Origin of the sequence: Lentzea sp. NPDC051208, from assembly GCF_040682435.1 — a bacterium.
Taxonomy (GTDB): Bacteria; Actinomycetota; Actinomycetes; order Mycobacteriales; family Pseudonocardiaceae; genus Lentzea; species Lentzea kristufekii.
Genome location: NZ_JBFBAW010000001.1, coordinates 629,096 through 647,766 on the forward strand (window position 1 = coordinate 629,096; position 18,671 = coordinate 647,766).

The 18,671-nt window shown below is 70.6% G+C and carries 16 protein-coding genes; 14 read left to right on the forward strand and 2 right to left on the reverse strand.

What is annotated here, in order from left to right:
* Positions 1 to 7: 7 nt before the first annotated feature.
* From AB0M48_RS02620 to AB0M48_RS02635, 4 genes are all read left to right on the forward strand, one after another.
* Complete coding sequence (locus AB0M48_RS02620; protein WP_363835533.1) at positions 8 to 2,305, forward strand: glycoside hydrolase family 3 N-terminal domain-containing protein; 2,298 nt, start codon at positions 8 to 10, stop codon at positions 2,303 to 2,305.
* 73 nt (positions 2,306 to 2,378) lie between these two features.
* Positions 2,379 to 3,374, forward strand: a complete 996-nt coding sequence (locus AB0M48_RS02625) for a TerC/Alx family metal homeostasis membrane protein (protein WP_363835900.1) — start codon at positions 2,379 to 2,381, stop codon at positions 3,372 to 3,374.
* Between the two features lie 40 nt (positions 3,375 to 3,414).
* On the forward strand, positions 3,415 to 3,987 hold the full coding sequence (locus tag AB0M48_RS02630) for a helix-turn-helix domain-containing protein (RefSeq protein ID WP_363835534.1): 573 nt from the start codon (positions 3,415 to 3,417) through the stop codon (positions 3,985 to 3,987).
* Entirely contained in the window at positions 3,984 to 5,570 is a 1,587-nt protein-coding gene (locus AB0M48_RS02635) for a CocE/NonD family hydrolase (RefSeq protein WP_363835535.1), read from the forward strand. Before AB0M48_RS02630 ends, AB0M48_RS02635 begins: the two co-directional genes overlap by 4 nt.
* A 7-nt stretch (positions 5,571 to 5,577) precedes the next feature.
* Here the strand turns inward: AB0M48_RS02635 and AB0M48_RS02640 are convergent, their stop codons facing one another.
* The gene (locus AB0M48_RS02640; protein WP_363835536.1) at positions 5,578 to 6,723 is read right to left on the reverse strand and encodes a serine/threonine-protein kinase; all 1,146 of its coding nucleotides are present in this window, start codon (positions 6,721 to 6,723) and stop codon (positions 5,578 to 5,580) included.
* Between the two features lie 166 nt (positions 6,724 to 6,889).
* Between AB0M48_RS02640 and AB0M48_RS02645 the strand changes: the two genes are divergently transcribed.
* Both AB0M48_RS02645 and AB0M48_RS02650 read left to right on the forward strand, forming a co-directional pair.
* On the forward strand, positions 6,890 to 7,693 hold the full coding sequence (locus AB0M48_RS02645; protein WP_363835537.1) for a serine protease: 804 nt from the start codon (positions 6,890 to 6,892) through the stop codon (positions 7,691 to 7,693).
* Between the two features lie 140 nt (positions 7,694 to 7,833).
* The gene (locus tag AB0M48_RS02650; protein ID WP_363835538.1) at positions 7,834 to 8,169 is read left to right on the forward strand and encodes a hypothetical protein; all 336 of its coding nucleotides are present in this window, start codon (positions 7,834 to 7,836) and stop codon (positions 8,167 to 8,169) included.
* 1 nt (position 8,170) lies between these two features.
* Here AB0M48_RS02650 and AB0M48_RS02655 read toward each other — a convergent pair whose 3' ends face one another.
* On the reverse strand, positions 8,171 to 9,184 hold the full coding sequence (locus AB0M48_RS02655) for a LacI family DNA-binding transcriptional regulator (protein ID WP_363835539.1): 1,014 nt from the start codon (positions 9,182 to 9,184) through the stop codon (positions 8,171 to 8,173).
* A gap of 123 nt (positions 9,185 to 9,307) precedes the next feature.
* Between AB0M48_RS02655 and AB0M48_RS02660 the strand changes: the two genes are divergently transcribed.
* From AB0M48_RS02660 to AB0M48_RS02695, 8 genes are read left to right on the forward strand one after another with little or no spacing between them, the layout of a single operon-like run.
* Positions 9,308 to 10,810 carry a sugar ABC transporter ATP-binding protein gene (locus tag AB0M48_RS02660; protein ID WP_363835540.1) on the forward strand — a complete coding sequence of 501 codons (1,503 nt, stop codon included), beginning with the start codon at positions 9,308 to 9,310 and terminating at the stop codon, positions 10,808 to 10,810.
* Positions 10,807 to 11,853 carry an ABC transporter permease gene (locus AB0M48_RS02665; protein ID WP_363835541.1) on the forward strand — a complete coding sequence of 349 codons (1,047 nt, stop codon included), beginning with the start codon at positions 10,807 to 10,809 and terminating at the stop codon, positions 11,851 to 11,853. The genes AB0M48_RS02660 and AB0M48_RS02665 overlap by 4 nt, the downstream gene beginning before the upstream one ends.
* Complete coding sequence (locus AB0M48_RS02670) at positions 11,846 to 12,805, forward strand: ABC transporter permease (protein WP_363835542.1); 960 nt, start codon at positions 11,846 to 11,848, stop codon at positions 12,803 to 12,805. The genes AB0M48_RS02665 and AB0M48_RS02670 overlap by 8 nt, the downstream gene beginning before the upstream one ends.
* 26 nt (positions 12,806 to 12,831) lie before the next feature.
* The gene (rhaS, locus tag AB0M48_RS02675) at positions 12,832 to 13,863 is read left to right on the forward strand and encodes a rhamnose ABC transporter substrate-binding protein (protein ID WP_363835901.1); all 1,032 of its coding nucleotides are present in this window, start codon (positions 12,832 to 12,834) and stop codon (positions 13,861 to 13,863) included.
* Between the two features lies 1 nt (position 13,864).
* Positions 13,865 to 14,176: an L-rhamnose mutarotase gene (locus AB0M48_RS02680; RefSeq protein WP_363835543.1), complete on the forward strand. Its 312-nt coding sequence runs from the start codon at positions 13,865 to 13,867 to the stop codon at positions 14,174 to 14,176.
* 18 nt (positions 14,177 to 14,194) lie between these two features.
* Positions 14,195 to 15,349: an L-rhamnose isomerase gene (gene rhaI / locus AB0M48_RS02685; protein WP_363835544.1), complete on the forward strand. Its 1,155-nt coding sequence runs from the start codon at positions 14,195 to 14,197 to the stop codon at positions 15,347 to 15,349.
* A complete protein-coding gene (locus AB0M48_RS02690; RefSeq protein ID WP_363835545.1) occupies positions 15,349 to 17,373 on the forward strand; it encodes a bifunctional aldolase/short-chain dehydrogenase in 2,025 nt (674 codons plus the stop codon). Before rhaI ends, AB0M48_RS02690 begins: the two co-directional genes overlap by 1 nt.
* The gene (locus AB0M48_RS02695) at positions 17,370 to 18,665 is read left to right on the forward strand and encodes a rhamnulokinase family protein (RefSeq protein WP_363835546.1); all 1,296 of its coding nucleotides are present in this window, start codon (positions 17,370 to 17,372) and stop codon (positions 18,663 to 18,665) included. The genes AB0M48_RS02690 and AB0M48_RS02695 overlap by 4 nt, the downstream gene beginning before the upstream one ends.
* Positions 18,666 to 18,671: the final 6 nt, after the last annotated feature.

The following is an 18,671-nucleotide window of genomic DNA, read 5'->3' on the forward strand; positions in this document are numbered from 1 at the left end:
GGTTGTTGTGACGACAGAAGCCACCACGCCGGACGAGATCTGGCGGAACCCGCACGCCCCCGTGGCCGAACGTGTGCGCGACCTCGTCGCGCGGATGACCCCGCAGGAGAAGATCGCGCAGCTGCAAGGCATCTGGGCCGGCATCGACGCCGCCGGCGAGATGGCCCCGCACCAGCACGAGTTCGCCGTGGCACCGCAGGACTTCGACGAGCTCACCCGCCACGGCATCGGCCAGCTCACCCGCGTCTTCGGCACCCGGCCGATCGCGCCGGAGGTCGGCGCGCGCACGCTCGCGCGCACCCAGCGGCAGATCATCGAGGCGAGCCGCTTCGGGATTCCCGCTGTGGCGCACGAGGAGTGCCTGACCGGGCTGGCCGCCTGGCAGGCGACCGTGTACCCCTCGCCCCTGTGCTGGGGCGCGACGTTCGAACCGGACCTGGTGCGGCGCATGGCCGCGCGGATCGGCGACTCGATGCGCCGCCTCGGCGTGCACCAGGGCCTGGCCCCCGTCCTCGACGTCGCGCGCGACCTGCGCTGGGGCCGGGTCGAGGAGACCATCGGCGAGGACCCGCAGCTCGTGGGCACCATCGGTGCCGCCTACGTCGCGGGCCTGGAGTCGGCCGGGATCGTGTCGACGCTCAAGCACTTCGCCGGGTACTCGGCCTCACGCGCGGGACGCAACCTCGCGCCCGTGTCGATCGGGCCGCGCGAACTCGCGGACGTGATCCTGCCGCCGTTCGAGATGGCGCTGCACGCCGGCGCCCGGTCGGTGATGAACTCCTACTCCGACAACGACGGCGTCCCCGTCGCGGCCGATCCGGAGATGCTCACCGAGCGGCTTCGCGGCGAGTACGGCTTCACCGGCACGGTGGTCGCCGACTACTTCTCGGTGGCGTTCCTGCACAAGCTGCACAACGTCGCCGCCGGACGCGAGGACGCGGCCGCCCAGGCGCTGACGGCCGGCATCGACGTCGAACTGCCCACTGTGGACTGTTACGGCGAACCGCTGCTCGAAGGCCTCCACTTCGACCGGGTGGACGTGGCGCTCGTCGACCGGGCGGTGTCCCGCGTGCTGGCGCAGAAGTTCGAGCTGGGACTGCTCGACCCCGGCTACTCCCCCGCGCCCGACGCGAACCTCGACCTGGACGACCCCGAGTCCCGCGCCCTCGCCCGCGAGGTGGCCGAGCGCTCGATCGTGTTGCTGCAGAACGACGGCGTGCTGCCGTTGGCCGGCAAGCGGCTGGCCGTCGTCGGCCCGCGCGCGGACGAGCCCGGCGCGATGATGGGCTGCTACTCGTTCCCGCTGCACGTCGGCGTGCACCACCCGGACGCCGAGATGGGCATCGAGGTCGCCACCGTGCTGGACGCGTTGCGCGAGGACCACGACGTGGTGTTCGCGCGGGGATGCCCGGTGCTCGGCGGGACCGACGACGAGATCGCCGAGGCGGTCGAGGCCGCGCGGCAGGCGGAGGTCTGCGTCGTGGTGCTGGGCGACCAGGCCGGCCTGTTCGGCAAGGGCACGTCCGGTGAGGGTTGTGACGTCGAGGACCTGAGGTTGCCCGGCCGCCAGGAGGAACTGCTGGAGGCGGTGCTCGGCACCGGCATGCCGGTGGTGCTCGTGCTGCTGTCGGGCCGGCCCTACGACCTGTCCCGGCAGGTCGACCGGCTCGCCGCCGTCGTGTGCGGCTTCTACCCCGGCCAGGAGGGCGCGGCGGCGCTGGCGGGCGTCCTCAGCGGGCGCGTCAACCCGTCCGGCAGGCTCCCGGTCAGCTTCCCCGGCGCGGGTTCCACCCAGCCGTCCACCTACCTCAGCGCCCCGCTCGGCACCCGCAGCGAGGTCAGCACGGTCGACCCGACCCCGCTGTTCCCGTTCGGCCACGGCCTGTCCTACGCGTCCACCACGTGGGTCACGGCGGGTTGCGAGGAACGCGAGTGGCCGACCGACGGCACCTGCGCGGTGCACGTCGTCCTGCGCAACGACACGGACGTCGCGACCGCCGAGGTCGTCCAGATCTACCTGCACGACCCGGTGGCGGAGGTCGCCCGGCCCGTACGCCAGCTGATCGGCGCGGTGAAGGTGGACCTGGCTCCCGGCCAGACCCGCACGGTCACCGCACGGCTGCACGCGGACCTCACCTCCTACACCGGCCGCGCGGGCCACCGCCAGGTCGATCCCGGCGACGTCGAGTTGCACGTGGGCACGTCGAGCGCGAACATCCACACCTCGTTGAAGCTCGCGCTGACCGGGCCGGCGAGGCAGGTCGGGTTCGACCGGGTCCTGACACCCGAGTTCGACACGCCCTGACGCCCTGAGGCCCACCTCCGCCGCGCCCGGTAACGTCCATTGCGGACGGACCGGGCGGGTGGAGGGACTTGCGGTGCTGGAGATCAGCGGACTGACGTGGGCCACGACGATCGGGGTGATCGTCGTGCTGCTGGCGGTCGACCTCGTGCTCGCGGCGTGGCGGCCGCACCGGATCGGCTTCCGCGAAGCCAGTCTGTGGTCGGTGTTCTACATCCTCGTCGCCATCGGCTTCGGCGTGTGGTTCGCGACCGCGCACGGCGGCGGGTTCGGCGCGGAGTACTTCGCCGGCTACATCGTCGAGAAGAGCCTGTCGGTCGACAACCTCTTCGTCTTCGTGATCATCATGACCACGTTCCTCGTGCCCGAGGAGCACCAGCACAAGGTGCTGACGTTCGGCATCGTGCTCGCGCTGATCATGCGAGGCATCTTCATCGCGGTCGGCGCGACGCTGCTGTCGTTGTTCTCGTTCATGTTCCTGCTGTTCGGGCTGCTGCTGATCTTCACGGCCGTGCAGCTGTTCCGGCACCGCGACGAGGACCCCGACGTCGAGAACAACATCGTGGTGAAGACCGCGCGCAAGCTCCTGCCCGTCACGGACGACTACGTCGGCGGCAAGATCTTCACCCGCGTGGACGGCAAGCGGTTCGCCACTCCCCTGTTCGTCGTGCTGGTCGCGATCGGCGGCGTCGACCTGCTCTTCGCGCTCGACTCGATCCCCGCGGTGTTCGGCGTGACCGAGGAGCCCTACATCGTCTTCACCGCCAACGCCTTCGCGCTGCTCGGCCTGCGCGCGCTGTTCTTCCTCGTCAAGGGCCTGCTCGACCGGCTCGTCTACCTGTCGGCCGGGCTGGCGGTCATCCTCGCGTTCATCGGCGTGAAGCTGATCCTGCACTGGGCGCACGTGGACATCTCCGCGAGCGTGCCCGAGGTGCCGACGCCGCTCAGCCTCGGCGTGATCATCGCGATCCTCGTGGTCGTCACGGTCGCCAGCCTGATCAAGACGCGCAACGACCCTTCGGCCAAGGCGCACCCCGGTTCGCTGCGCGGCCACCGCGACGAAGATAAGTAACACTTGACGATTCAGTAACAGCTGTCACACGATCTGGCGCATGGAACTGCGCGAGGTCGAGCCGCCACGCGACCGCCGGGTGCGCCGCACCCGTGCGGCCGTCCTGGCGGCCGTGGTCGACCTGGTGACCACGCGGGGCACGACGGCGATCACGGTGTCCGAGGTCGCCGAGTCGGCCGACGTCAGCCGGCGGGTCGTGTACCAGCACTTCGGAGACCTGGACACGCTGCTGCTGGAGGCGGGGCTCGACCTCGCCCGCCGTGACCTGCTGCCCCGCCTCTCCGGCCTCGCGCCGCCCGTGGACGCACGGGCCGAGACGCTCGCCGTGGCCAGGCACTTCGCCGACCACCGGGTGTTCTACCGCGCCCTGTTCACCGGCTCGTGCGCGTTCGCGCTGGACCGCGGGCTGATCAGCCTGCTCCTGCCGGTCAACCGGCAGGCCGTCGCACACCTGCGCGGACTCTCCGGCCAGACCGCCGACGACCTCGCCGCGTTCATCACGGGCGGCGCCGGATCGTTCGTCACGTCCTGGGTGGTGGCGGGAGCGCCCGATCCGGAGACGTTCACCGACCGCCTGCTGGGTGTGCTCTCCCTGCTCCTGGAGCATCGATGATCAGCCGTCTTCTCCAGCGCGGGCTGAAGCTCTCGCCGCCGCTGACCCGTGACGTCGTGGTGCAGCGGGACCTGCGCGTTCCCATGCCCGACGGCGTCGACCTGCTCGCCGACCGGTGGATGCCGCGCTCAGGTGGTGACGGCCTGCCGACGGCGTTGATCCGGTCCCCGTACGGCCGGCGCCTGTTCGGCGCGGTCATGGCGAGGCCGCTGGCCGAACGCGGCTACCAGGTGGTGATCCAGAGCGTGCGCGGCGGCTTCGGCTCCGGTGGCACGTTCGACCCGATGCGCCAGGAACGCGCGGACGGTCTCGCCACTCTCGAGTGGCTGGTGGAGCAGCCGTGGAGCGACGCGATCGTGCTCTACGGGCTGAGCTACCTCGGCCACGTGCAGTGGGCCGTCGCCGATCAGCTGCCGCCGCAGGTCAAGGCGATGATCCCGGTGGTCACGGAATCCGCTCTGACGCTGGAGTTCCTGCGTGCGGACGGCATGTCGCTGGAGACGCCGTTCGAGTGGGGCGTGCTCGTCGGCACCCAGCAACGCCCGCTCGCGATGCTGCGCAAGCCGTTCCAGGACAAGAAGACCGCACGAGCGCTGCACACGGTGCCGTTGCGGGACGCGGACGTCGTGGCGTTCGGCTCGCGTTCCGGCTACATCCAGGACATCCTCGTCCACGACGCGGACGCCGAGCGGTGGCAGGGGTTCGACCACAGCCACCGGGTCGCCGGCGTGTCCGTGCCGGTCAGTTCCATCGGCGGCTGGTACGACATCTTCCTGCCCGGTCAGCTGCGCGACTTCCAGGCGTTGCAGGACAACGGCCGCACCGCGCGGCTGACCGTCGGGCCGTGGACCCACACGGAGGTCATGGCCGCGCCGGTCCGCGAGGCCGTGGAGTTCGGCCTGGCGCACGCCCGTGGCGAGGCCCCTCCGGACCGCGCTCCCGTGCGGTTGTACGTGATGGGCGAGAACGCCTGGCGCCCGTTCGACTCCTGGCCGCCGCCGGGCTACTCGCCCACGCGCTTCCACCTCGGTGCGGGCGGTGTGCTCGGCTCGGAGCCCGGCGAGTCCTCGGTGGACACCTTCCGCTACGACCCGGCCGACCCGACTCCGGCGTCCGGCGGTGTGCGCCTGGCGCGGGACGGCGGCCGCGTCGACAACACCGCTCTGGAGGCCAGGGCGGACGTGCTCACCTACACCACCCCCGTTCTCGACGAGGACGTCGAGGTGGTCGGTGAGGTCGGCGCCGAGATCTGGTTCTCGTCCAGCCTCGCGCACGCCGATGTGTTCGTCCGGCTCTGCGACGTCGATCCGGACGGACGTTCGTGGAACGTCTGCGACGGACTGGTGAGTCTTACATCCGCGGAGGAACCGCAGTGCGCCGCTGTCCGGTTGTGGCCGACGGCGTACCGCTTCCGGCGCGGGCACCGCATCCGCGTGCAGGTCTCCAGTGGCGCGTTCCCCCGCTACGCCCGCAATCCCGGCACCGGTGAACCACGTGCGACGGCCACGAGGATGGTCGCGGCCACCCAGTCGGTCCACTCAGGACCGGAGCGGCCGTCCGCGATCGTGCTTCCCGTGCGCTGACGGACCGTCAGGCTCCGCCCTTCTTGTCCTTGCCCTTGCCGGACTTGGCCTTGCCGCCCGGCCCGGCCGGCGTGCCCCGGTCCACGACCTCGACCGGTGCCGGCGCGACGACCGGAGCGGTCGGCTGCACCACGACGGGCGTGGGAACGAAATCCGCTGTGCGCGTGGGGTCGGACGCCGGCGCGTTCGTGGCCGGCGCGCTCGTGGCCGGCGCGTTCGTGGCCGGCGGCTCGGACCCCGTCGAGGTGACGCTGTTCCACGTGCTGAGGCCCGTGCCGACGGCCGAGATGAGCACCACGGCCGCCGCGGCCGCGAGCAGTCCTCGTGACCGGGGCGGCTGGGCCACGACGAGAGTCGGCGGGTCCGCCACCGGAGAGCGCAGGGCCTCGGCACACTCGTGCGCCGTCGGGCGGCGGGACGCGCTCAGGGCCGTCATCCGGGACAGCAGCCGCACGAGGTCGAACGGCAGGCCGTCCGGCATCGTGGGCGGCCGGTGCAGGCGGGCGACGGCGGCCTCGACCTCCGAGCCCTCGTACTCGCGGTGCCCGGTCAGGCACTCCAGCAGCACCAGCCCCAGCGCGTACACGTCGGCCGCGGCGGTGACCTCCTGACCCCGCACCTGTTCCGGCGCGAGGTAGGCGGCCGTGCCGACGACGTGGTCGGTCTTGGTGATACCGGCCCCGCCCACCATGCTCACCAGGCCGAAGTCGGAGAGACGGGGGACCTCGTCGTCGTCGAGCAGCACGTTGGACGGCTTGACGTCGCGGTGGACGAAACCGCGGGCGTGCACGTGGGCCAGTGCGTCGGCCAGGGCCGCACCGACCCTGCGCACGTCCTCGACGGCCATCGGCCCGTCCTCGATCCGGTCGCGCAACGTCCGGCCCTCGATCAGCTCCAGCACCACGTACGGCGTCTCGCCGCCCGGATCCGCGTCGTAGACCGTGACCAGGCCGGGATGGGACAGGCCCGCGAGCGCGCAGATCTCGTTGTCGATCCGGCGTGCGTCCGCGAGGTCGTCGCCCGGCCGGAACAGCTTGACCGCGACGTCACGTGCCAGCAGCACGTCACGGGCCCGGCGCACCTGCGCGACCCCGCCCGTGCCGAGCACCTCGCCCAGCCGGTACCGGTCGGCGAGGAGACTCGTGTTCGACATGTGCGCGGCCTTTCCGTTCCGGGCGGGACCGCTCAGGGGTGCCCACCCGATCGGTGATCCAACCGTGGAGCAGGCTCCACCTGAGAACACCAGCAGGCTCGATCGATCGATCCCCGCCGCACGACCATCCTGATCAGGACAGATGTCCGGCGAACGAGAGAAGATCATGCCCAGTTTCACACCGGCCCTCGTCCTGCTGACAGGTGCCTTGTGCGCCGTGGCGATGACGGGAACCGCAGGGGCCGTCGTCCACGGCGACAGCTCCACCGAGCGCTACGAGTTCATGGCGTCCATCCCGGAGACCGTGCCCGCCGCGGGTGGTGCGAAGGGTGTGTGCGGGGCGTCGCTGATCCATCCCCGCTGGGTCGTGACGGCAGCGCACTGCGTCGATCCGGAGGGAACGGGAGCGGTGCCGGACGGGACGGTCCGCGTCGGCAGCGACCACAGGACGTCCGGCGGCACCGTGCGCGCCATCGACCGCGTGGTGCGGCATCCGGGCTATCGGCTCGGGCAGCCCAATCAGCACGACATCGCACTGGTCCGGCTCGACCGCCCGGTGCGCGAACGGCCGATCCGCATCGCCGCCCGGCCCGGCCCTGCGGGAACTCCGACCAGGCTGCTCGGTTTCGGCACCACGGTGGACACGGTCGACATCACCGAGGCCGTGTTCCCCGAACGACTCCAGCAGCTCGACACCCGGCGTGGCGCGGAGTCCGAGTGCGCGCCCGGCTACGCCGACGCGACGCGGTTGTGCACGATCAGCCGGAGGGCGGGCGCCATGGCGTGCGTCGGTGACTCGGGCGGCCCGCAGGTCCAGCGCGGCAAGCACGGCCGGTGGGAGTTGATCGGCACGACGTCGGGTCCCGGTGACACGGACAGCCTCTGTGCGAACGGCCCTGGCCTGTACACGAACGTGCCGGCGCACGCGCAGTGGATTCGCGTGACGATCAATGGCCCCTCGCACCGTTGAACACCTCGTCGCTAATGTCGTCGTGCGGCCGCATTCCGCCTTCCACAAGAACGAGGTGAACAATTGTGCGTGCAATTTCGGCGTTCGTACTGACTGCGGCCGCGGTGCTGGCCACCACAATGCCGGCGTCGGCGGCGACGGTGGAGGCCGCGATGACCGTCCAGTCGCAGGCCAAGCTGGAGGCGCGAGGCGTCGCGGTCGTCGTGCCGGTGCGGGTGATGTGCGAGAACGGCGCCACCGGCTCGTTGTGGGTGCAGGTCACGCAGAACGTGCGCGGTGAGCTCGCGATCGGCGACAAATACACGGCGAACGTTCCGTGCACCGGCGATCACCACAGGATCAACGTGACCGTGGTGGCGCGCACGAAAGCGTTCCGGCCGGGCGTCGCATTCACTTCCGCTTCGCTGAACGTGTACCTTCCGCCGGAAGGTTCGCGCACTGTCGAAAGCGACAGGGAAATCTTGCTCGTCCGTTAGTTCAGGGCCGCCGTCTGACAGCGGTGGAGGCGCGGACCACGAGCTCCGGCTGGAACTTCACGTGCCGGTGCTCGTGGTCCGGCTCGTTCTCCGACAGCAGCAGCTGGGCGGCGGTGCGGCCCAGCTGCTCGCGCGGCTGGCGCACCGACGTCAGCGGAACGGCGGCGGCCGCGGCGAACTCGATGTCGTCGTAGCCCACGACGGCCAGGTCGTCCGGCACGCGCAGGCCCTGCTGCGTCATCGACTGCAACAGGCCCAGCGCGAGCAGGTCGTTGGCGCAGAACGCCGCGGTGGGACGGCGCGAGGCGGGCAGGCCCACCAGCCGCTCCCCCGCGCCCCGGCCTTCCGCCACCTGCAGGCTCCTGGTTTCGAGGAACGTCAGCGACTCCGCGGGCAGGCCGGCGTTCGTCAGCGCCCGCACCGCTCCCTCGCGCCGGTCACGCACCTGCTGGATGGACAGCGGGCCGCCGACCATCGCGATGCGGGTGTGGCCGTTCTCGATCAGGTGGGTGACCGCCAGTTCGCCGCCGAGCACGTCGTCCACAGCGACCGAGCAGCGCGTCCCGTTCGTCGCCTCGCGGTCGACCAGGACGACGGGCGTGCCGCGTTCGGCGATCTGCGCGCTCTCCGCGTCGACCGGGGTGATCAGGATGCCCTCGACGCGTTGTTCGTGCAGCAGCTCCAGGTACTCGCGTTCGCGGCCGCCGTCCGAGGCGCTGTTGCACAGGAACAGCGCGAGGCCCGCTTCCCTTGCCGCGTCCTCGACGCCGCGCGCCACGTCCGTGAAGAACGGGTTCGCCGCGTCCAGCACGACGTAGGCGATCACCCTGCTGGTGCCCGCGCGCAGCTGGCGCGCGGACTCGTTGCGCACGAAGCCGAGTTCCTCGATGGCGGCCAGCACCCGCTGGCGCGTGGCGGGCGCGACGACGTCCGGCCGGTTCAGCACGTTCGAGACGGTCGCGTTGGACACGCCGGCGTGTTGTGCGACGTCGCGGATGCCCACTGACGGCTTCACCGGCGGCTCCTTTGTTGAAACGTGACAACGAATCGTACCCCGCGACTCTTGACATCGTGACGTAACACACCCAGAGTGCTCGTAACTCAGGCGTTAAAACGTTTCAACATCGAGGAGACGGACGTGGACCGACCTCCCGTGGTGACACTGGACGAGGTGAGCAAGTCCTTCGGCGCGGTCCGCGCGTTGTCCGGGGTGTCGTTGCGACTGCTGCCCGGCGAGGCCCACGCGTTGCTCGGGGAGAACGGTGCCGGCAAGTCGACGCTGATCAAGACACTGGCCGGGGTCCACCGCCCGGACGCGGGCCAGGTGCTCCTCGACGGCTCCGCGCGGCGGTTCTCCGGTCCCGCCGACGCCCTGGCTGCGGGCATCGCGATCATCTACCAGGAGCCGACGCTGTTCGGCGACCTGTCGGTGGCCGAGAACGTGTTCATGGGCCGCCAGCCGCTCGGGTTCGGCCGCCGCATCGACGTCACCGAGATGCACGCCCGCACCTCGGAGTTGTTCTCGCGCCTGGGAGTCGGGCTCGACCCGGCCCGTCCGGCGCGCGGACTGTCCATTGCGGACCAGCAGCTCGTCGAGATCGCCAAGGCGCTGTCGTTCGACGCCCGCGTGATCGTCATGGACGAACCGACCGCCGCCCTGTCCGCGCACGAGGTGCAACGGCTTTTCGGTGTGGTGCGGGCGTTGCGGGAACAGGACGCCGCCGTGCTGTTCGTCTCGCACCGCCTCGGCGAGGTGTTCGAGCTGTGCCAGCGCGCCACGGTGCTGCGGGACGGCGAGTTCGTGTGGTCCGGCGAACTCTCCGGCGAGACGCCGGACTCCCTGGTGCGCCGGATGGTCGGCCGCGAACTCTCGCAGCTCTTCCCCAAGCAGGACACGACGGCGGGTGACGTGCTGCTCTCGGTACGGCGGCTGACTCGCGAGGGCGTGTTCACCGACGTGTCGTTCGACGTCCGCGCGGGCGAGATCGTCGCCCTGTCCGGGCTGGTCGGCGCCGGGCGCAGCGAGGTGGCGCGGGCGGTCTTCGGCATCGACCGTCCCGACGCCGGTTCCGTGCACGTGGGCGGAAAGCGGCTGAAGTACGGCTCCCCCACCGCCGCGATGGCCGCGGGCATCGGGTTCGTGCCGGAGGACCGCCGTCAGCAGGGACTCGTGATGGACGCGTCCATCGAACGCAACGCCGCGCTGGCCTCGCTGGGCCGGCTGTCGAAGTTCGGGTTGCTGCGCCGACGTAGTGAGCGTGCTCTCGCTCAGGACTGGGCGGTGAAGCTGCGGCTGAAGTTCTCGAAGCTGAGCGACCCGGTCGGTGTGCTGTCCGGCGGCAACCAGCAGAAGGTCGTGCTGGCGAAGTGGCTGGCGCGCACCCCCTCCGTGCTGATCGTCGACGAACCGACACGCGGCATCGACGTCGGCACGAAGGCCGAGGTGCACCGGCTGCTGTCCGAACTGGCCGGGCAGGGCGTCGCGGTGCTGATGATCTCGTCGGAACTGCCGGAGGTGCTCGGCATGGCCGACCGCGTGCTGGTGATGCACGAGGGCCGGCTGGTCGAGGAGCTGTCGCGGGCCGAGGCAACCGAGGAACGGGTGGCGATGGCGGCCGCGGGACAGGCGGTGGCGCCATGACCGCCCAGCTCACCCCCGCCGTCACCCCGCCCGCCCGGCGCACCGCGGCCCGCCGTCTCACCAGCCGCGTCGGCCGGGTGCGCGAGCTCGGCATCGTCGTGGCGCTGGCCCTCGTCGTCATCCCCACCGCGATCGTCAACCCGCGCTTCATCCAGCCCCAGAGCCTGCGCGACCTCCTGCTCAACGCCTCGATCGTCGCGCTCCTCGCCGTGGGCCAGACCCTCGTCGTCATCACCCGCAACGTCGACCTGTCCGTCGGCTCGGTCCTCGGCCTGTCCGCATTCCTCACCGCCCAGCACTTCGCCGACAACCCCGGCACCCCGCTCCTGCTGGGCATCGGGTTCGGCGTCGCGGTCGGCCTCGCCTGCGGGGTCCTCAACGGGCTGCTGGTGGCACTGGGCAACGTCCCCAGCCTCGTCGTCACCCTCGGCACGCTGTACGTGTTCCGGGGCATCGACTACGCGCTGGCCCAGGGCAAGCAGGTCAACGCGGCCAACCTCCCCGACGCCCTGCTGGACCTCGGCAGCAGCCGCGTCCTCGGCGTCCCGGTCCTCGTCCTGGTCGCCGTCGTGGTGATCGTGGTCGCCGCCGTGTACCTGCGTTCCTACCGCTCCGGCCGCGAGCTCTACGCCATCGGCTCGAACCCGGAGGCCGCCACGCTCGCCGGCATCCCGGTCGCGAAGCGCACGCTCACAACCTTCGCCGTCTCAGGACTGATCGCCGGGCTCGCGGGTGCGCTGTGGGTGGCCCGCTACGGCACCGTCGACGCGGCCGCGGGCACCGGCCTCGAACTCCAGGTGGTCGCCGCGGTGGTGGTCGGTGGCGTCGCGATCTTCGGCGGATCCGGCACGGTGACCGGCGCCGCGCTCGGCGCGCTCCTGCTGGGCACGATCACGAGTTGCCTGGTGGTGCTGCAGATCCCCGCGTTCTGGCAGCAGGCGATCGCGGGCGCGCTCCTGCTCAGCGCGATCACCGTCGACCGGCTGCTGGCACTGCGACTGGCCAAAGCCCTGCGCACCTCCGAAGGGACCAGCCATGCGTAACCTCCTGCGGTGGGAGACCGCGCTGGTGTTCCTGCTCGTCGTGGTGGCGCTCACCGGTCAGGTCAGCACCGACGGCTCGTTCCTGTCCGGTGGCAACCTCTTCTACCTCGGACTCGACATCGGCGAGATCGCGCTGATCGCCCTGCCGCTCACGCTGGTGATCGTCGCGGGCGAGATCGACCTCTCCGTGGCGTCGGTGCTCGGCCTGTCCAGCGCGCTGATCGGCTGGCTGTGGAACGCGGGCTGGCCGCTGGAGACGATCCTGCCGACCGTGATCCTCGCGGGCGCGATGTGCGGAGCGGTGAACGGCCTGCTGGTCACGAGGCTCGGCCTGCCGTCGCTCGCGGTCACCATCGGCACGCTCGCGCTCTACCGCGGCCTCGCACTGGTGGTCCTGGGCGACACCGCGGTCGCCGACTTCCCGGCGAGCTACACGTCGTTCGGCACAACCCCGTTGCCGGGCACCGACATCCCGTACCCGATCGTGCTGGCCGCGGTCCTCGCCGTCCTGTTCGGCGTCGCCCTGCACGCCAGCTCGTTCGGCCGGTCCGTCTACGCGATCGGCGCCAACGAGGAGGGTGCGCGCTTCTCCGGCATCCGGGTCAAGCGCGTCAAGCTCAGCCTGTTCGTGCTCGCCGGAGCCGTGGCCGCGATCGCGGGCATCGTCTACACGTTCCGCTTCTCCAGCGCCCGCGCGGACAACGGCGTCGGGCTCGAACTGGCCGTCGTCGCCGCCGTGCTGCTCGGCGGCGTGTCCATCTTCGGCGGCAAGGGATCGCTCTTCGGCGTGCTCGCGGGCGTGCTGCTGCTGGGCGGCCTGCGCAACCTCCTGATCCTGCAGGACACCTCCACCGAGGTCCTCACCATCGTCACCGGCCTCCTGCTGCTGGTGAGCGTGCTCGCCCCGTCCATCACCCGACGCGTCGGAACCCTACGAAAGGCCGCGACTTGAACACACGTCTAGTGCTCGCCCTGGTGATGTCCGGGGCTGTCGCGCTCACCGCCTGCGGTGGCACCACGAAGGACAGCGCGGGTGATCAGACCGGCGGCGCCACCAACGCCGCCAAGGGCGACCCCAACGCGGCGCTCAAAGAAGGTCTGAAGATCACCTTCCTGCCCAAGCAGGTCAACAACCCGTACTTCACCGTGGCGCAGAAGGGCGCGGAGAGCACGGGCACGGCGATCAAGGCCGAGGTCAAGGCCACTGGACCGTCCGACGCGGCCGCCTCCTCACAGGTCACCTACATCAACACCGCCGCGCAGCAGAAGCAGGACGCGCTGGTGATCTCCGCGAACGACGCCAACGCCGTGGCGCCCGCGCTCAAGACCGCGCGCTCGCAGGGTTTGAAGGTCGTGACCTTCGACTCCGACGCCGCACCGGACGCGAGGGACGTCTTCGTGAACCAGGCGCGGTCGAACGACATCGCCGCCGTGCAGGTGAAGATGATGGCCGAGGCGATCGGCGCGAGCGGTGAGATCGCGATCCTGTCCGCGACTCCCAACGCCACCAACCAGAACGCGTGGATCGAGGTCATGAAGACCGAGCTCGCGAAGCCCGAGTACGCGGGCATGAAGCTGGTGGAGACCGCGTACGGCAACGACGACGACCAGACGTCGTTCCAGAAGACCCAGGGCCTGCTGCAGGCGCACCCGAACCTCAAGGGCATCATCTCGCCGACCACCGTCGGTGTCGCGGCGGCCGCGCGCTACCTCAGCTCGTCCGAGTACAAGGGCAAGGTCAAGGTGACCGGCCTCGGCACGCCGAACCAGATGCGCAAGTTCGTGCAGGACGGCACCGCCGGCTCGTTCGCGCTGTGGGACCCGAGCAAGCTGGGCCAGCTCGCCACCTACGCCGCCGCGGCGCTCGCGTCCGGGCAGATCACCGGTGCCGAGGGCGAGAAGTTCAAGGCGGGCGACCTGGGCGAGTACACCGTGGGCGCCAAGGGCGAGGTCGTGCTCGGTCCACCGACGGTGTTCAACAAGGACAACATCGACCAGTTCGACTTCTGACATGCGTGTCTGCTTCACCTTGCGGGTCCGCCCGGATCGTCTCGACGAGTACCGGGCGCGGCACCGCGAGGTGTGGCCGGAGATGCGGGCCGCCCTCAGCGAAGCGGGATGGCGCAACTACTCCCTCTTCCTCGCCGGGGACGGCCTGCTCATCGGCTACCTCGAGTGCGACGACTTCGACGCGGCGCTCGCGGAGATGGCGCGCACCGAGGTGAACGCGCGCTGGCAGGCCGAGATGGCGGAGTTCTTCGTCGGCGACGGCAACGCCGACGAACGGATGCGCCCGCTCGACGAGGTCTTCCACCTCGACTGAAATGCTTTGGGGAGAACAATGAGCGTGAAGGACGCGCTGCGCGAGCAGCGGATCGAGACGCCGTCGTGGGCGTACGGCAACTCCGGCACCCGGTTCAAGGTGTTCGCGCAGCAGGGAGTTCCGCGCACGCCGTACGAGAAGATCGACGACGCCGCGGTGGTGCACCGGCTCACCGGCATCGCGCCGACCGTGGCGTTGCACATCCCGTGGGACAAGGTTGACGACTACGGGAAGTTGTCTGAGTACGCGCGGGATCGAGGTGTCGCGCTCGGAGCCATCAACTCCAACGTGTTCCAGGACGACGACTACAAGCTCGGCAGCGTCTGCCATCCGGACGCGACGGTGCGGCGCAAGGCGATCGGGCACCTGCTGGAGTGCGTCGACATCATGGACCAGACGGGGTCGCGCGACCTCAAGCTGTGGTTCGCCGACGGCTTGAACTACCCCGGCCAGGACAACATCCGCGCCCGTCAGGACCGGCTCGCCGAGGCGTTGCGGGAGACCTACGACCGCCTCGGCTCCAATCAGCGGATGCTGCTGGAGTACAAGCTCTTCGAGCCCGCCTTCTACGCAACCGACGTGCCGGACTGGGGCACGGCGTTCGCGCACTGCCTGCAACTGGGCGACCGGGCGCAGGTCGTGATCGACACCGGGCACCACGCCCCCGGCACGAACATCGAGTTCATCGTGTCGTTCCTGCTGCGGGCGGACAAGCTCGGCGCGTTCGACTTCAACTCGCGCTTCTACGCCGACGACGACCTGATGGCCGGGGCGGCCGACCCGTTCCAGCTGTTCCGGATCATGCACGAGATCGTGCTGGCCGACGCGCTGAAGCCCGCCGCCGGCATCGCGTTCATGCTCGACCAGTGCCACAACCTCGAGCCGAAGATCCCGGCGATCATCCGCTCGGTGCTCAACGTCCAGGAGGCCACGGCGAAGGCGCTCCTCGTCGACCACAGCGCGTTGGACGCGGCACAGCGGGCCGGTGACGTGCTGGAGGCGAACGCCGCGTTGATGGACGCCTACAACACCGACGTGCGCCCGCTTCTGCGGGAGCTGCGCGAGGACATGGGACTGGATCCCGATCCGATGGCCGCGTACCGGCGGTCCGGGTACGCCGAGCAGATCGTCCGGGAACGAGTCGGTGGCGAGGCCGCCGGGTGGGGTGCGTGATGGAGCAGGTCCAAGCGCTGCTGGGGCGGAGCAACCGGCTCGGCGCCGATCCGCGCAACACCAACTACGCGGGCGGCAACACCTCGGCGAAGGGTTCGGAGACCGATCCCGTCACCGGGCAGCCCGTGCAACTGATGTGGGTCAAGGGATCCGGCGGTGACCTCGGGACGTTGAAGGAGTCCGGGCTCGCGGTGCTGAGGCTCGACCGGCTCCGCGCCCTGACCGAGGTCTATCCGGGCGTGGAGCGCGAGGACGAGATGGTCGCCGCGTTCGACTTCTGCCTGCACGGCAAGGGAGGCGCGGCGCCGTCGATCGACACGGCCATGCACGGTCTCGTCGACGCCGCGCACGTCGACCACCTGCATCCGGACGCCGGTATCGCGTTCGCGACGGCGGCGGACGGCGAGGCACTGGTCAAGGCGTGCTTCGGCGAGCGCGTGGCGTGGGTGCCCTGGCGACGGCCGGGTTTCCAGCTGGGCCTGGACATCGCGGCGATCAAGCGGGACAACCCGCAGGCCATCGGCGTCGTCCTGGGTGGGCACGGCATCACCGCGTGGGGTGCGACGAGCGAGGAGTGCGAGGCGCACTCGCTGGAGATCATCCAGACCGCGCAGCGCTACCTCGACGACCACGGCCGCGCGGAGCCGTTCGGGCCAGTGGTCCACGAGCCGCTGTCCCCGGAGGAGCGGCGGGTGAGGGCCGCCGAACTCGCGCCGGTGATCCGCGGCCTGGCCTCCACGGACAGCCCGCAGGTCGGTCACTTCACGGACTCGGACGTGGTGCTGGACTTCCTGTCGCGGGAACGGCATCCGGCACTGGCCGCGCTCGGCACGTCGTGCCCTGATCACTTCCTGCGCACCAAGGTCCGGCCGATGGTGCTCGACCTGCCACCGGTGGCACCGGTGGCGGACGTCGTGGAGCGCCTGCGGCACCTGCACGCCGCCTACCGCGAGGACTACCGGACCTACTACGAGCGGCACGCCGAGCCGGACAGCCCGCCGATGCGCGGTGCGGACCCGGCCGTCGTGCTCGTGCCGGGCGTCGGCATGTTCAGCTTCGGCCGGAACAAGCAGACCGCGCGGGTGGCGGGCGAGTTCTACGTGAACGCGATCAACGTGATGCGGGGCGCCGAGTCGGTCTCGCGGTACGCGCCGATCGACGAGCGCGAGAAGTTCCGCATCGAGTACTGGTCGCTCGAAGAGGCCAAGCTGCAACGGATGCCGAAGTCCAAGCCGCTGGCCACCCGCGTCGCACTCGTCACCGGCGGCGGTTCGGGCATCGGCCGGGCGGTCGCGGAACGGCTGGCGGCCGAGGGCGCGTGCGTCGTGGTCGCCGATCGCGACGCTGAGAGCGCGCGTGAAGTCGCTTCAGGCATCGGTTCCGCCGACGTGGCGGTGCCGGTGACCGTCGACGTCACGGACGCGGCGGGCATCGCCGAGGCGTTCCGCGCGGCGGTGCTCGCGTTCGGCGGCGTGGACCTGGTGGTCAACAACGCCGGCCTGTCGATCTCCAAACCGCTCGACCAGACGACCGAGGCCGACTGGGACCTGCAGCACGACGTGATGGCCAAGGGCTCGTTCCTGGTCTCGCAGCAGGCCGCCAGGGTCATGCGCGCTCAGGGCATGGGCGGCGACATCATCTACATCTCCAGCAAGAACGCGGTGTTCGCCGGCCCGAACAACGTCGCGTACGGCGCGGCGAAGGCCAACCAGGCGCACCAGGTCCGGTTGCTCGCGGCCGAGCTCGGCGAGGACGGCATCCGCGTCAACGGCATCAACCCGGACGGCGTGGTCCGCGGCTCCGGGATCTTCGCCGGCGGCTGGGGCGCCCAGCGCGCCGCCGTCTACGGCGTGCCGGAGGAGAAGCTCGGCGAGTTCTACGCCCAGCGCACGCTGCTCAAGCGCGAGGTGCTGCCCGACCACGTGGCCGCGGCGGTGTTCGCGCTCACAGCGGGTGACCTGTCGCTGACGACCGGCCTGCACGTGCCGGTCGACGCCGGTGTCGCCGCGGCGTTCCTGCGATGACGGCGGTCGCGGCCGTCGACCTCGGTGCGTCCAGTGGCCGGGTGGTGCGAGGCGTCGTCACCGATGGCCACGTTCACATCGAGGAGGTGCACCGGTTCGCCAACGGCCCGGTGCACCGGCGCGGTTCGCTGCACTGGGACCTGCCCGGCCTGTACCGCGAGGTGCTGGCCGGGCTGCGGCTCGCCGGTGAGGTCGACAGCATCGGCATCGACAGCTGGGCGGTCGACTACGGCCTGCTCGACGCGCGGGGCGAGTTGCTCGGCGATCCCGTCTGCTACCGCGACTCCCGCACCGACGGGATCAAGCCGGCCGACGGCCTGTACGAGATCAACGGGCTGCAGTTCCAGCCGTTCAACACCATGTTCCAGCTCATGGCCGAACCGCTGCTCCCCCAGGCCTCCCAGCTGCTGCTCATCCCGGACCTGATCTCCTACTGGCTCACCGGCGAACGCGGCGCCGAGTACACCAACGCCACCACGACCGGCCTGATCGACGTCCGGACAGGACAGTGGTCGCCCGAGCTGACCCGTGCACTGCAAGGCCTCCTCCCGGTGCTGCGCCGGCCAGGCGACCTCGCCGGTACGTACAACGGGATCCCGGTCATCGCGGTCGGGTCGCACGACACCGCGTCCGCCGTCGTGGCCGTACCCGCAGAGACCGACCGGTTCGCCTACATCTCCTGCGGCACGTGGTCACTGGTCGGCGTCGAACTCCCCGAACCCGTGCTCACCGCCGAAAGCCGCGCCGCCAACTTCACCAACGAGGGCGGCGTGGACGGCACGGTTCGCTACCTCCGCAACGTGATGGGCTTGTGGCTGTTGCAGGAATGCCTGCGGACCTGGGACACCGAGCTGGCACCGTTGCTGCGCGAAGCCGCGCACGCGACCGGTTCGGTGTTCGACCCCAACGACCCGGTGTTCCTCCCGCCCGGTGACATGCCCGCCCGGATCGAGCGGTGGTGCGGGAAGACCATGACTCGGGCCGAGATCGTCCGGTCCATCCTGGACAGTCTCGCCCTGGCTCACCGCGACGCGATCGCGGACGCGCAGCGGTTGTCCGGCAAGGAGGTCGAGGTCGTGCACGTCGTGGGTGGCGGCTCGCGCAACGAGCTGCTCTGCCAGCTCACCGCCGACGCGTGCGGCCTGCCCGTCGTGGCGGGCCCGGCCGAGGCGACCGCGCTGGGCAACGTCCTGGTGCAGGCGCGTGCGGTGGGCGCGGCCGACGGCACACTGGCCGACCTCAGGAAGCTCGTCCGGCGTTCACAGGCTTTGCGGCGTTACCTCCCGCGATGATTCTTC

Excerpts from the sequence above, each read along its gene's own strand:
- rhaS (WP_363835901.1), top strand. The coding sequence starts at position 12,832 with ATGTCCGGGGCTGTCGCGCTCACCGCCTGCGGTGGCACCACGAAGGAC.
- AB0M48_RS02680 (WP_363835543.1), top strand. The coding sequence starts at position 13,865 with ATGCGTGTCTGCTTCACCTTGCGGGTCCGCCCGGATCGTCTCGACGAG.
- AB0M48_RS02670 (WP_363835542.1), top strand. The coding sequence starts at position 11,846 with ATGCGTAACCTCCTGCGGTGGGAGACCGCGCTGGTGTTCCTGCTCGTC.
- AB0M48_RS02690 (WP_363835545.1), top strand. The coding sequence starts at position 15,349 with ATGGAGCAGGTCCAAGCGCTGCTGGGGCGGAGCAACCGGCTCGGCGCC.
- AB0M48_RS02640 (WP_363835536.1), bottom strand. The coding sequence starts at position 6,723 with ATGTCGAACACGAGTCTCCTCGCCGACCGGTACCGGCTGGGCGAGGTG.
- AB0M48_RS02635 (WP_363835535.1), top strand. The coding sequence starts at position 3,984 with ATGATCAGCCGTCTTCTCCAGCGCGGGCTGAAGCTCTCGCCGCCGCTG.
- AB0M48_RS02645 (WP_363835537.1), top strand. The coding sequence starts at position 6,890 with ATGCCCAGTTTCACACCGGCCCTCGTCCTGCTGACAGGTGCCTTGTGC.
- AB0M48_RS02695 (WP_363835546.1), top strand. The coding sequence starts at position 17,370 with ATGACGGCGGTCGCGGCCGTCGACCTCGGTGCGTCCAGTGGCCGGGTG.
- AB0M48_RS02630 (WP_363835534.1), top strand. The coding sequence starts at position 3,415 with ATGGAACTGCGCGAGGTCGAGCCGCCACGCGACCGCCGGGTGCGCCGC.
- rhaI (WP_363835544.1), top strand. The coding sequence starts at position 14,195 with ATGAGCGTGAAGGACGCGCTGCGCGAGCAGCGGATCGAGACGCCGTCG.
- AB0M48_RS02665 (WP_363835541.1), top strand. The coding sequence starts at position 10,807 with ATGACCGCCCAGCTCACCCCCGCCGTCACCCCGCCCGCCCGGCGCACC.